We start from the raw sequence: 14,694 nt of genomic DNA on the forward strand, positions 1-14,694 counted from the left end.
GTCCTGTTGTTACCACAATCGGTGTGCCATTCTTACCTGGAATTTCTACCGTAGTTCCTGGTGGATATGTTGTTCCATCTGGTTTCTTAGGTGTTACCGTTACGTCTCCTGTATTTGGATCTTGATCTAATACTATTGCCGGTGTTAAACGAGCTGGTGTTTCAACAGTAACTTTTTCAGGAGTTTTATCTGTACCAGGCTCAGTGATTGTTCCTGGACCTGAGATTTTACCATCTGGTAAATCTTTATTTGGCACTTTACCTTTACCGTCTTGTCCAATTGTTACAGTGATTGGATTTCCATCTTTTCCTGGAATTTCTACCTTAGTTCCTGGTGGGTATGTTGTTCCATCTGGTTTCGTTGGTGTTACTGTTACTTCTCCTGTATCTGGATCTTGTTGTAACTCTACTGTCGGTGTCTTACGGGCTGGCGTTGTCACATCAACTGGATTAGATGGTCTCTTATTCGGTTCTGTTACGATACCTTTTCCTGGTAAATTTCCTTTTGGAAGTTTATCATTTGGAACTGTTCCTGAACCGTCATTTCCAATTGTAAGTTCAATTGGAGTATTGCCATTTCCTGGAATCGTTACTGTTGTTCCTGGTGGATAAGTTCCTCCACCTGGTTTCGTTGGTGTTACGATTGCATCACCATTTTCTTTACGAGTAATTCCTATAGTTGGAGTTTGAGTCGTAGGAACTTTCGGATCTGTTCCGTTTTTCTTCTCTTCCTCATCTGGAATTCCATCGTTATCATCATCTGCATCTTCTTTGTCTGGAGTTCCATCTCCATCTGTATCTCTCAGAATCGTTACTGGAACTTCTACCTTAATTTCCTCAGTTTCTTTTCCAGTTTTTCCATCTTTTTCTTTTGTAATTTTAACAGGAATGTTAATTTGACGTTCTTCTTCATCTTTGTCCCAGTTATCTACTGTTGGAGTTCCTGTTAACTCACCATTTCTGTTAACTGATAATCCATTTACTGGTGGATTTTCTGTTGTAATTGTAGCACCTGGTTTATTTGTTGTTACAACTGTAACCGGTGGAACTTCAGCTTTTTCTCTTACAGGAGCTGGTGGTGTCACATTTCCTGTTAGTTCATCTGCTACTTTTGGATTTTTATCTTGATCATCTGGAATACCATCATTGTCATCGTCTAAATCATCTTTATCTGGTGTTCCATCTCCATCAGTATCTCTTAATACATTGACTACAACGTCTTTTTCAACTGGTGTATCACCATCATGTGTTACTGTTACTTTAATCGTTACAGTACGATGTTCTTCGATTTCTCCCCAGTCTTTAACATCTGGCGTTCCAGTAACTTTACCATCAGGAGTTACAGTTAGTCCATTCTTAGGAGTTGGAGTAATTGTGCTATTGTCTTTATTAGGTGTTACCACTTTATCACTTGTATATGCTTTGTTTTCAATCGCATCTACCGGTGTTCCTACTTCGACTGTTAATGGTTTTCCAGCAGTTTCTGTAGATGATTGACTTGTTAAGTCTGTTGTCTTACTTGTTACTTTTGCTGTAACTGGTGAACCATCTTTTACTTTATCCGCAGGAATAGTCACTTTACCATTTGCATCAACAGCAATTGTTGGATCAGAACTTGTCCAAGTTCCATCTCCAGCTTTTGTTACTGTTACTGTTTGTGGCGTGTTATCTTCACCTGTATATGTGATAGTTGTAGTTCCTTCTCCAGTTAATATCGGTGTAATTTCTACAGTTCCATTTTCTTTTGGTGTCACTATTGGAGCTTGCGGTTTCACTTTAACAATTACATCTGTTGTTTCTGTTGAACTATCTTCATAAGTAATTGTCACTGGAATTGTATGTTTACTATCTGGAGTTACTTTCGGTAATTCAGAATTTCCCACTACACTTGTAATCTTAGCTGCTATGAAATCTTTCGTTTCAGTTCCATCTACTACTCCAGTAACCCCTGTTTTTCCTGATAAATCAGAATTTGTTAATGGAGAATCTACTTCTTTAATAACATCAACAGTCGTTACTTTGTGAGGTGTTGTTGTATATGTCGCATCATCAGAATCTACAGCTGATCCACCTGTACCTTTTGTTGATTTGGCAGTCACACTAGTTCCTACTAACTCTTTAGGAATTTCTAATGAACCATTATGGAATACTAGGCCTTCTTTCGGTGTTTCAAGTTCCCATCCAGCATCTTTCTTCACTAGTGTTACAGTTCCATCTGTTAATGGAATTGTTACTTTATCCCCATCTGTTGGTGGCGTTACTTTCACATTTCCATTTTGCCATTGAGAAATACTTGGAGCTGCTGGTTTTTCTTCTTTTACAACTACATGTACAGTTACTTGGTTTCCTGCTTTTCCTTGGCTATCAACAGGTTGAAGCGTTACAGCGTATACTCCTGCTGTTGGATTTGCTGGAAGTCCAGTAACATTAACAGTACCTGTTCCGAACGGTTTATCCGTAGTACGATCATCTTCAGTATCAGATACCGTTACTAATTCTTTTAGTTTGTCTGCTGTTAATACTGTTCCTGCATCATAAACTTTAGGATTTTCTTGTGTTCCTACTGCTGCATCTTTCAACGTTACTACTGGAGCATCATTTGATACTGAAATTACTTTCCAATTTCCTGCTGGTGTTGCATTTTGTCCAGTTTCAGGTTTGTAATCTACTCGTAATCCTAATCCGCTAGTATAGTTATCTGTATTGTCTCCAGAAGCAACCTCTTCTTTAATAAGAAGTTTTTTATTATTATCTGATTCTTTTAGGGCAATGCTTACTTTGTTTTCAGCTTTATTGGCTTCATTTATACTATTTGTAATTCCTTGTACAAAGTTATTTGCATTTGTAACTCCAGCTGGCGTTGTAGGATCTACTTGCCAATCTCCACCATTTTCATTACGTACAAGAACAATGCTATTCGGTTCATTATCTGTATCTGAATTATTATGGAATCGTAACTCGATTCGTTTTGCATCATGCGGTACTGTTACATCAATATGCTTGCTTCCAGCAATTGTAGCAGAAGGTGAGTAATTACCCATTTTGACTACTTTAGGTTCACTCGTTTTAGAAACATCTGTATTTCCAACTTTGTTTACTACTGTAATCGCTGCTGGTTGAACTGTTTCTCCGTTTTTATTTTCGCTTTGACGAAGGTTCTTGTCATCAGGTAATGTCGCTGTCCAAGTATCTCCATTAATGGTTACTTGCCCATCTTTGCTTGATAAAACTGTATTGTCTTTATCATTTAAGTGTACTTCTACAACTCTATCATTATTATTATCTAATGTGAATCCACCTAACGTACCGCTAATCTTACGTGTTGTTGATGATACTGCATCCTGATTAAACGTTGGTTTTGGAGGTGCTACATGGAATGTAACCTCTTTTTCAATGCTAGCAGGTGTATAAACTTTAACTGCTTTACCGTCTATATTGGTTGTATAGTATCCTGCACCTCTTGGGAATTTCACTAATGCTTTGTAATCAGTTACTACACCTGGTTTGTTAAGCTCCGTAGTAGTAGTTACTTCACCAGTAGTCCCTTGTTCATTATTCTTACTCCATTTGAAGTTCATTCCTGCTGGGTAATATTTATCATCCACATCTTGCTTTATACCATCTGTTGCAGAAACTAACTTCACATAATTATGAGAGTCTTTACCGTTGTTTGCATTCGCTGCATCAACTAGTTTCGTTCCTAACTCAACTGTTTCTGGACTATTTCTAACTTCAACATCTACTACTTTATATTTATATTTATAAGTACCAGTGTTTCCTGTAGCGTCAGTAATCGTTACTTCTCCAACACGTTCTCCTAAATCAGCTGTTGATGTAGATGTGTTAGCGTCTTCTGTAATCTTAACATTTGTTCCACTTGTCCAAGAACCAGTTTTCTCAATACTTGTTCCATTTGGAAGTTTTGTTACGTTAATCGTCTTAATATCGTTTCTGTCATCTCTTACATTGAATGTTGGGTTAAATGTTGAACCTCTGAACACTACGAAGTTTGCAGTAGTGTTTTCATCTTTTGTTAACAACATACCATCCATTGTTGCGATTGGCTCATTCGCATCTACTTTCGTTACAGGAATTTCAATATCTTCTGTTGAGTGGTCAGGATATGTGATAGTTGCACCAACATAGTAAGTACCATTATCTTTCGGCTTAATCGCACCATCTTCTTTCATAGCAAGACTTAAACCAGTTGTATTATTACTGATCTTTACAGTTCCACGTGTAGATGTAAATGTCAGATTTGATTTCATTGAATCGAAATCTGATTGACTAATTTTCGCACCTGGTGCAGTAACATCTACATTAATTGGCTGAGTTGAAACTTATGGATCATATTTCGTTGCTTGAGTTAGAACTTTAAATTTGATGCGAGTTTTATTTGTAACATCGTTAGTTTGATTATTCATCTCATTTGTTGCAGCATCTTTAGCTACAACATAACGTGTTACTTCATCATTATCTGTCCACTTTGTAGTCCCAGTTTTATAATCTCCTAAATTACCTGAAATTGTAACATCTCTTGGAGCATCTAATTCAACATTACTTTTACGAACAGCCTCATTATAAGATAAGCCTTCACCCAAACCTATATTGAATGTCTGACCTAATGCTATTCTAACTTCAGTCAATTTATTAGAATCGTCGGTTACCCTACCAATCGTTAGATTTGTATCTTCTGTTGGCGTTACATAAACAACTTGATCTCCGTTGGTTTCTACTTTTGTTTCTACATTATTCGGAGTAAATTCAAATTTCGGTGGTTCTGTATCCCCTACTTTAGAATTTGCTGTTGTTGTATCACTGTCTACACTATCTGTTGTCACAGATTTAGCTCTTATTTCAGTTGCGTCCTTAATAGCACGGTCCTTGATTGTAACAACACCAGTCTCAGGGTCAATCGTTACACCGTCTGCAGGTGCTCCACTTGTCAATGACCATCTATTTCCAGTTTTAGTTGCTGTAACTGTAATCGTCGTTTGACCATTGGGATGTTTATAAGTAAAGTTTAATCTATTAACATTTTCTTCACTTACCGGTGTTACTGTTACATCACCTTTTTCTAAAGGAGTAATTGTTGGTGCTGTTGGTTTAACATGGAATGTTTGGTCTCTTTCGATGGTAGCAGGTGTGTAGACCTTAACTTGGTTTCCATCAATTGTTTTTGTATAGTAACCAGCTCCAGATTTAAACTTCACTTCTGGTTTATATTCAGAAATGATTCCTGGTCTGCTCAATCTAGTTTCATTAGCAACCTCTGCAGTTCCCTTCTTCCATTTGAACGACATACCATCTGGATAATATTTATCATTACCATCGGCATTTGGAGCATCTACTACTTTCACATAATTATGAGAATCTTCTAATTGAGTATTTAATGGGACTGTTTTTAGTGTTTCTCTAATTGCAACATCTACAACTTTATATTTAAATTTATACGTTTTCTCATTGTTTAGTGCATCTTTTACAACAATACTTGCTTCATGATCACCTAATTGAGCATTATTTGTTGCAGTGATATTATTTCCTTCTACTTGTACATCAGCACCATCTTTAGACCAGCTCCCTGATTTTTCAAACTTCATACCACTTGGAAGACCCGTTACGCTTATATTTGTGACTTTATTTTTATCATCACTTACTTTAAAGGTTGGATTAAATGTGGATTCTTTGAATACTACATATGAATAATCCGTTGCTGTCTCTGATAATTCTTTACCATTAATCGTTACTTTTGGCGCTGTTGTATCAGATTTACTAACTGGAATTTCGATATCTTCAGTCGTGTGGTCTGGATATTCAATTCTTGCACTTACATAGTATAAACCATTCGTAGCGTTCTTCTTAATTGCACCATTATCATTCATAGTGATATTTAAACCAGCAGTTCTATTGTTAGCACCGTTACTGATTTTTACATCACCACGTTCTGAAGTGAAGGTAATATTTGATTTAATAGCATCAAATTCTGCTTGAGTAACCGTTGCACCTGAAGCAGTAATATCTTTATCAATTACTTGATTTCCAACATGCGGATCATATTTCGTTGCTTGTGTTAAAACTTTTAATTTAACACGAGTTGGATTTGAAACATTTTCAGTTTGATCTCTCATTTCCTTAAGTGCAGCATCTTTCGCCACAACAAAACGTGTAATTTCAACGTTATCTGTCCAAGCTGAATTACCATTACGATCCGGTAGTTTACCTGAAACAATGATATCTCTTGGAGCATCCACATCTCCATTATTTGTTTTAGTTACTTCGTTATAAGTGATACCTGAACCTAACCCTTGAATACCAAATACTCTATTAGATTTATCTGCGAATTTTACCTCAGATAATTTACCAGAGTTATCTGTAACTGTACCAATCTTTAAGTTTGTATCTTCTGTCGGAGTGATATAGGCTACTTGCCCTACTCCAGTTTCAACTCTTGTTTCTTTTCCATTAGGAGTAAACTTGAATTTAGGTGGTTCATTATCACCAACGTTTGAAGTTTTTGTTACTGGATCACTTTCCACATTGTCAGTTGTTTTAGATATTGCAATAACTGGGGCGGAATCTTTGATAGCTCTATCTTTAATCGTTACTTTACCTGTAGTTTTATCAATCGTCACACCATCAGCTGGAGCATTGCTTAATGTCCATCCATCGTTTGTTTTTGTTGCTGTAATTTTTCTTGAAGAATTATGAGGTTCATTATATGTGAAATTAAATGTATTTACATTCTTTTCATTCACTGGCGTTACTGTAACATCTCCATTGTTTTCTGGAGTTACTGTAGGTGCAGTAGGTTTTACTTGGAATTCGATAGTTTTATACAGGAATGATCTATTGATAATTTCATTATCTTTACCTGGAGTATTATTAGTAACTTTTTCAACTTCATTTGTTCCAGCATATCCATTATGGAAATAAGCAGCTGCTTTAACAGTTTGTTTACCAGGATCATTAAAGGTAACAACCTTGCTAACAGTATTGTTTGGTTGAATAAATCTAAACTTCATATCTCCTGGGAAGAATCGGTCACTTACATCTTTTCCATCAGTTGCCGTAATAAAATCATGCGAATCACTGTAAGAAGCTCCTTTAGAAGTTTTTACAACCAGAGTACCATCCGATTTGACTTCACCTTTATTTTTTTGGAAATCTAAGTCAACAACTTCAACATTAAATTTAACAGTTGCTTTATTGCCTCTATCAACATTGTTTCCTTGGTCATCTGACACTTTGAACGTAACCGCTTGTTTTCCTAATGTTGCATCAGCAGCTACTTTCCCCCTAATATTTGTTGTTTGCGGGTGTGCCTCTGTGGCTCCTGTTATTGAAAGCGTTCTTCCATTATTAAAAGTAACACCCTTAGGTAATCCACTTTCATATTTCAAGTTAACTTTACCTTTTGGATCGTTATCATACATTGTTAACGGAACATCTAAAATTGCCCCTCTATAAATACGAGTTGTAGGAGCATTAATCTCATTCTTTGTTAATACCCTTACTTTGTTTCCATCTGTCTCTGTTGGATTTGTCATCTTAACAGTTGGTTCTTGGTTATCTGGTGCTTCTGTTGGTCTAACTGGGTCACTTTTCTCAGAGACCACAACTCCTCCATTGTCAACCTTTGTTTCAGCCGTAATTGGATTTCCTGTCAATGCCCCATCAACTGTAATCCTTGCAGTAGTTCCAGTAGTTTTTCCTGTTCCGATAACTTTGCCATCACTATATAGAGTAACTGTAGATCCTGTTTTAACTCCTGTACCAACATTTACCGTGATTGTTTGATTTGTTAATCCTTTTTTATGAACGACATCATTAGCTGTAATAGCAGGTTTCTTAGGCTTAACCGTAAATTTCACCGCTCCATCTGCATCATTTGATGTTGATCCATCTTGGTATCGAGCAGTTGCTATATAGGTGAAAATTCCTGCTGTATCTGTACTTGGTTTAATATTATTTTTCCAACCCCAATCCATTCCTGATGGAAATTCCCCACCATTTTTAGGAGTAATATATTTAGCAGTTACTGGATTATCTGAATTTGGAAGGGGATCACCTACTGTTTTGTTATGCGAACTTCCTTTAAGTGGATATAATTGTGCGTCTGGCTTTGTTTTTAGACTTGTTCCTTGCGAACCTACAATATATGATTGATTAGTAGTTTGTCCAGTTGTAACAGAAGCAGCATACACATTACCATTAGCAGCTTCTGTTTCTGTCACATTATCCTTCAATTTTACTCTAGCGGTCATATGGATCGCATAATCTAAGTTTTCCCGACCGACTTCTATTCCAAGAGTATAACTGACCCTATCAGTGTAACTTCCATCTGTTCTTCTTACAATCTTATCTAAATAAGGATCGTCTTGGTTACGTTTAAACACTTGCCATTTTTGATCAGCACGACTTACTCCTTGTGGATCGTATGTAGATCTTCTATCCCCTGGGAAAACGTTGGTTCTTTGTCTCCATGGTTCTGAAATTACAGCCGTCTCCCCAACCTTTTGGAATTCTCTACCTCCATCAGAAAGCTTTTTACTAGGGTCTCGAGAAACATTTTGATAACGAGTAAAAGTTAAATTTTCTACTTTATTAGAACCATCCATGATATTAAACGGAGGTTGGAAATAATAATGCTGACTATAAGAGAGATCTGCCATGGCCACTCCATTATTATTGAAGTAAACATCATAGACCATCCATTTACCTGAACTGCTTTGTTCATATTTTGCTTTAATTACTGTCTTTTTTTCTGTAAATTCAGGATCATCATTCCTTAAATATGATCCACCGTTAGTATTTCTATCGACCGATGCAAAGTATTTAACGTTTTTCAACGCCCCAGAGCTAACTGGTGTATAAGCTCTAAACTGTGTACCTTGACCCATGCTTTGACCATTACGTGGGTCATTCTTACCTGAAGTTAGACGCAAAGTCACTATTTTGACAGAATTAAACGTTCTTTTAACACGATTATTCAAATCCTCAAGTTCATTAGATGTTACCCTAGTATTTGTCAATAATCCTTGAGCAAGTGAGAGAACTTCATTTGCTTTTCCAAGTACTTCTTTAGTTGATTCATGTTCAGGGAGCTCAAGAACCGCTGCTTGTAATTGTTCAGCAGACAATTTTAGTGATTCTTTCTTATCTGAAATAGTTTTATCATCTTCACTTAGTTCAAAAGTGGTTTTATTATCTTTGATTTCAGTATTATTCTCAGTTGCAGTTTCTTGAACCGTGCTTGATTCTTTAGTAGCATTTGATAAGACAGTTAAGTCACTTTCTAAAAGGGAAAGTAGTTCATCTACATCCTTCTGCGCTGCAGGATCACTATCTAGTAGGGCTTGCCCTTTTTGAACTCTGTCTTTAATCGGAGAAAGAACTGAGTTGTCAAGATCTGATTTCGATGAAAGAGTAGTATTTAACTCTTCAACTACTTTTCTTAATTTCGCTTTATCAACTACTTTAACAATGTTTTCACTATTAGTTGGCATTTCCTTTTCTAAAGGATTCTGTGCAACTTCTACTTTGTTTTCAGTAGGTTCCGTAACGCCCACAGGTGGCTCGACCTTATTTTCAGGGTTCACTACACCTGCAGTAGAGTGTGAAGTGTTTTCAACTAGACTATCCGCACTCACGACGCGCGTACCTAAAAACATCAGTGCTGCTACAGCTACTGAAGCCGCACCAAAGCTATATTTACGAATAGAATAGCGCAAAACCTTGTCACTCTGATGACGTTTCATTCGACTGAATGACTTATTTTTATGTTCCATTTCTCCTCCTAAGGAAAATATAATAAAAAAGCAATCTTTATAACTTCAACTCCTTAAAAAGAGTTAAGCTACAAAAATCACTATGATGATTGCTATTAGCAAATAACATCACAGCTATCACAGCTATCACAGCTATCACAGCTATCACAGCTAAATTATACTATTTTCTACATACTTAATCAAATATTTTGCCTTATATTCTTTAAAATTCGAGAAATATTGTATATTTAAGTATAACATTGTGAATATGTTGATATTTTTTAAAAGCAACTCTATTCACAAAAAAGTAGATTATACTTATCTACTTTCAAAAATCATTAAATTTCTTTTATTTAAGGTTTTATCCACATAAAAAACCTATAAGCTCTATAGAGGTATAATCCACTAGAGAGTTTATAGGACCTAGAATAGTTACTATTTCTTTTATTCTTCTGTTATATCAATCACAATCTCTTCTAATTCATCAAGAGTTTCGGCCTTTTCTTGCCACTGCTCCTTAAGATTATTGAATCGATCTTTTGATGCTTCTGTCGCTTGAAAAGCATAGGATTTAGCTTGAGCAAGGACACTGTCCACAGTGATTTCACCTGACTCAACCTGTTCTTTGGTTTTCAGAACAAAATCTGTAGCCTGCTCCTTAACTTCTGTCAGTTTTTCACAGACCTGCTCCTTGGCATACTCTGGATCTTCTCTCAAATCATCCAGAAAATCTTGAGCCTGACTGCAAACTTGTTTGCCCTTGTCGCTTGTTAAAAACAAGGCAAGAGCTGCACCTGAAACAGTTCCTAAAAGGATTGAGGATAGTTTACCCATAAGGATTCTCCTTTTTTATTTTTTTAAAAATTTACTTGCAAGACGAAGAGCTGACAAACTTGCCCCAGTCTTGAGTGTTTTTGAACCTGCTGATGAAGCTTTCTTGCTCAAGACACGCGCATGGTCATTGAGGTCTGAAACAGATAGAGATAAATCTGCAACAGCATTAAAGAGTGGATCAATCGTTGCCACCTTGACATTGATATCATCTGCCAAGACATTGACCTTAGCCAGCAATTCATTGGTATGATGTAAGGTCACATCCACATCTGAAGTCAAGGTTTTAATCGTCTTTTCTGTTTCATCGATAACACGTCCAAGCTTTTGTACAGTAATGATTAGATAGACTAAAAATACAATCAAAGCAAGGGCTACAAGAATATATGCAACTTCTAACATTTAGTTTTCCTCCTCTGAAATATAGTAAGGGGCCTTCTTTCGATTTTGATATAGAATGATAAAAATACCCAGTCCGATAAGGACAACTGATAGCCATTGAGACACTCGAAGACCAAAGAACATGAGGCTATCTGTTCGCATGCCTTCAATAATCATACGACCAAAACCATACCAAATCAAGTAAAAGGCCGTGATATAGCCTCGTCTGAGACTCTTCCATTTTCGTCTGACAATCAGAATCAAGGCAAATCCAAGAAGATTCCATAGAGACTCATAAAGGAAGGTCGGTTGACGGTAGCTCCCCTCAATATACATCTGGTCACGGATAAAACCAGGTAGATAATCCAGATTATCCACTGCTGCACCGTAGGCTTCTTGGTTAAAGAAATTGCCCCAGCGTCCCAAACTTTGGGCTATCATAACGCTAGGTGCCGCAATATCTAGAAAATCCCAAGTATTGATGAGTTTACGATCAGCAAAGATATAGAGTACAAGAGCCCCAGCTATCAAACCACCGTAAATGGCCAAACCACCATTCCAAATGGCAAAAATCTCTCCTACATTCTGACTATAGTAATCCAAACGGAAAATAACATAGTAGAGACGAGCTCCTAAAATAGCCAAAGGAAAGGCTATCAAGATAAAATCTAAAATATCATCTGGTATGATCTTCTTTCTAGGCGCTTCTTTCATGGTCAAATAAACCGCAAGAATCAAGCCTGTCACAATACACAAGGCATACCAACGAATGGCTAGGGGTCCTAGTTGAATAGCAATTGGATCAAGCATTTTGCACCTCATTTCGAGCGATGAGATTTGTCAAGCGTTCTTCGAACAAACGAGTCGCATCAAAGCCCATTTCCTTGGCACGATAATTCATGGCAGCTGCCTCAATCACGACAGAGATATTACGACCTGTTTTAACTGGAATACGGATACGAGGAATGGCTACGCCAGAAATTTCGAGTTCCTCTGCATTGTTTCCAAGACGATCAAAGGTCTTATGCGTATCGTAATTTTCCAAATAGACAGCAAGCTGAACCTGTGAAGAGTCCTTGACAGCACTGGCACCGTAGAGGCTCATGACATCGATGATCCCAACCCCACGAATTTCAATCAAGTGTCTCAAGATTTCAGCCGGTTCTCCCCAAAGAGTTAATTCATCCTTAGAGTAAATATCTACCCGATCATCTGCTACCAAGCGATGACCACGTTTGACAAGCTCCAGACCTGTCTCACTCTTACCGATTCCACTATCTCCCTGAATCAAGACACCCATCCCATAGATATCCATCAAGACACCGTGCACACTGGTACGTTCTGCCAAACGAGAATCCAGATAACTAGATAACTCTCCAGACAAACGACTAGTAGCTGTACGGCTGGTTAAAATGGCAATCTTACATTCTCTGGCTGCCTTTAACATTTCCTCTGGAACCACCAAACCACGAGCAACAATGACCGCAGGTGTCTCAGGTAGAAACATTTTTTTCAAAACTTCATAACGGCTGTTGGAAGGCATGCTGATCAGATAAGACCACTCCTTCATCCCCAAAAGTTGAATCCGCTCTGGCGTATAGTAGTCAAAATAGCCTGTCATTTCAAGACCAGGTCGCGTAATATCCGCTATATTGATTTCCTTTTCAAGCAATTCTGGTTCGCCATAGACAATGTCTAGTCTAAGCTTTTCAATCACTTCTTTTACTAAAACCGACATCATTTCCTCCTTCAATCAAGTTCTTTTTACTATTATATCAAATTGTGGGAGGAAGTTTCTGATTTTTGCAGGCTTTGGAGTATTTATTTAAAAGAAAAAGGACTAGATTTCTCTAGCCTTTCATTTCTAATTAGAATTTTTTACGTTTACGAGCTGCTTCTGATTTACGTTTACGTTTTACAGAAGGTTTTTCATAGAATTCACGTTTGCGTGTTTCTTGAAGAGTACCAGCTTTAGTAACCGCACGTTTGAAACGACGAAGCGCGTCGTCAAGAGATTCATTCTTACGTACTACTGTTTTAGACATTTTTTTCACTCCCTTCAAGTTTAATATCTATTTTATTCTACACGTAAAAGGAATAATTGTCAAGCAAAAATGCGGTTTAATTTTGATTTTTTCTTCCATTTATACAAGAGTTGAAAGCGCTTAGCGCCTGTTTATATGATGAAACAGGATTCAGTACTTATTTTTATCGAGAATATGGTCACTCATTAAAGGGATAGATCATATGTCTAAAAGAAGATATCAGAGGATTTCTTTGGTTGTAGCGCCTTCCTACTAGGAGATTTCTTATGAGAGGTACTTGTTTAAGCTTTGAAAATCGGACTTATACTCTTCGAAAATCTCTTCAAACCGCGTCAGCTTCGCCTTGCCGTAGGTATATGTTACTGACTTCGTCAGTTCTATCTGTAACCTCAAAACAGTGTTTTNNTCTATCCACAACCTCAAAATACTGTTTTGAGCAGCCTGTGGCTAGCTTCCTAGTTTGCTATTTGATTTTCATTGAGTATTATCATCTGATGTTTATCAAACAATCTACCAATTAAGCTTCTTCGTCTTCTTTACGACGACGGCCTGCAAGACCAAGACCAAGTAAGGCACTTGCGGCCGCTACTACCATAGATACTATAGAATCTACTGTACCTGTGTTTGGCAATTCTTTAGCGACTGTACGCACACTTGCTTGTGCTGATGCTGTTTGACCGGCGTTAACTGCTGCTTGAGTTGTAGCTGGAGCTACAGCTGGTGTTTGAGCAGCTTGGTCGTTAGTTGGAGTTGCATGATCAGTTGATAGAGCAACTTTCGCCATGAAGTCTTCGATACGTTTAATCATTGCATCCACTTCTGCTTGACTTGCGTCTGCATTAGCAAATACTTTCTTAGCATCTGCTGATAAGTCATTCGCTTCTTTTGCAGTTTCTGCATCAAGCTTAGCTGATTCTTTAATGATTAATTCATCTAATTGATGGATAGCACCTTCTAACTTAGCTTTATCCACTTTCACATCTGTGTTAGTTGATCCGTTATTTCTGCCATAATCTGGAAGAGAAGTTTCTGGTTTAGACTCCCCACTTTGTGAAGCAACAACTCTAACCGGTACTTTTACAGTTATTTCTTTTCCATCTGCTAATCTTAAAGTTACTTTAGCAAACTTGTCCCCTAATGTATTTGTATCCGGTAAATCTATGCTAATGACCGTAACATTCTCTGGTAAGTTTAGTTTAGCAATGACATCAGCTTGACGAATCGCTTTTCCACGTTCAACTGTTACTACTCCAGTAATAGATGATTGAATGAATGCTCCAAGGTCAAAAGATGGTCGTTCATAAACTAATGAATCTTGATCCAACTGATATAAGAAGGTACGTAAAGCTTTATCTAGTTCAGCTTCAGTTGTCGCTTTATCAATGGCATCTTTTGCTTCTTTTGCTTCTTTTGCTACTTTGACTTTTTCTTCTGCCTTTTGTTCTGGCGTTAAGCTTGTACTAGCTTCAATAGCAACCGTCGCTGTTTTAGCGGCATCAGCAATTTCTTTTTTAGCAGCTTCTCTGTCAAGATCCTTCAACAATTCTGCAGCTTTATCTAATTCTGCTTTTACTTCATCTACTTTTGCTTGTGCTGCTTTAGCTTCTTCTTTAGTCGCATTATTTTCTTTTGCTAAAACTTTTTCAGCTTCAGTTTTTGCCGCTTCTAACT

General features: G+C 37.3%; 6 protein-coding genes and 2 pseudogenes. All 8 read right to left on the reverse strand.

Annotation, left to right across the window (positions count from 1 at the left end; translation table 11 throughout):
* Positions 1 to 4,267, reverse strand: a pseudogene (locus tag HT685_RS09645) (hypothetical protein); the annotation flags it as partial.
* A gap of 72 nt (positions 4,268 to 4,339) precedes the next feature.
* The gene (locus tag HT685_RS09650) at positions 4,340 to 9,787 is read right to left on the reverse strand and encodes a YSIRK-type signal peptide-containing protein (RefSeq protein WP_173279063.1); all 5,448 of its coding nucleotides are present in this window, start codon (positions 9,785 to 9,787) and stop codon (positions 4,340 to 4,342) included.
* A gap of 423 nt (positions 9,788 to 10,210) precedes the next feature.
* A complete protein-coding gene (locus tag HT685_RS09655; RefSeq protein ID WP_173227131.1) occupies positions 10,211 to 10,600 on the reverse strand; it encodes a YtxH domain-containing protein in 390 nt (129 codons plus the stop codon).
* A pseudogene (locus tag HT685_RS09660) lies at positions 10,573 to 10,999 on the reverse strand (DUF948 domain-containing protein). The gene HT685_RS09655 and the pseudogene HT685_RS09660 overlap by 28 nt, the downstream one beginning before the upstream one ends.
* A complete protein-coding gene (gene lgt, locus HT685_RS09665) occupies positions 11,000 to 11,788 on the reverse strand; it encodes a prolipoprotein diacylglyceryl transferase (RefSeq protein ID WP_173227129.1) in 789 nt (262 codons plus the stop codon).
* Positions 11,781 to 12,716 carry an HPr(Ser) kinase/phosphatase gene (hprK, locus tag HT685_RS09670; protein WP_173227127.1) on the reverse strand — a complete coding sequence of 312 codons (936 nt, stop codon included), beginning with the start codon at positions 12,714 to 12,716 and terminating at the stop codon, positions 11,781 to 11,783. Before hprK ends, lgt begins: the two co-directional genes overlap by 8 nt.
* A gap of 130 nt (positions 12,717 to 12,846) precedes the next feature.
* Complete coding sequence (rpsU, locus tag HT685_RS09675) at positions 12,847 to 13,023, reverse strand: 30S ribosomal protein S21 (RefSeq protein ID WP_000048054.1); 177 nt, start codon at positions 13,021 to 13,023, stop codon at positions 12,847 to 12,849.
* A 517-nt stretch (positions 13,024 to 13,540) separates the two neighbouring features.
* Positions 13,541 to 14,694 (reverse strand): DUF1542 domain-containing protein (locus HT685_RS09970; protein WP_240148760.1); only part of this gene is annotated, 1,154 nt, incomplete at its 5' end.

This window comes from Streptococcus sp. 5004 (assembly GCF_013276755.1).
Taxonomy (GTDB): domain Bacteria; phylum Bacillota; class Bacilli; order Lactobacillales; family Streptococcaceae; genus Streptococcus.

Bases quoted from the DNA above. Each gene is read 5' to 3' on its own strand.
- HT685_RS09655 (WP_173227131.1), bottom strand. From the start codon at position 10,600: ATGGGTAAACTATCCTCAATCCTTTTAGGAACTGTTTCAGGTGCAGCT.
- lgt (WP_173227129.1), bottom strand. From the start codon at position 11,788: ATGCTTGATCCAATTGCTATTCAACTAGGACCCCTAGCCATTCGTTGG.
- hprK (WP_173227127.1), bottom strand. From the start codon at position 12,716: ATGTCGGTTTTAGTAAAAGAAGTGATTGAAAAGCTTAGACTAGACATT.
- HT685_RS09650 (WP_173279063.1), bottom strand. From the start codon at position 9,787: ATGGAACATAAAAATAAGTCATTCAGTCGAATGAAACGTCATCAGAGT.
- rpsU (WP_000048054.1), bottom strand. From the start codon at position 13,023: ATGTCTAAAACAGTAGTACGTAAGAATGAATCTCTTGACGACGCGCTT.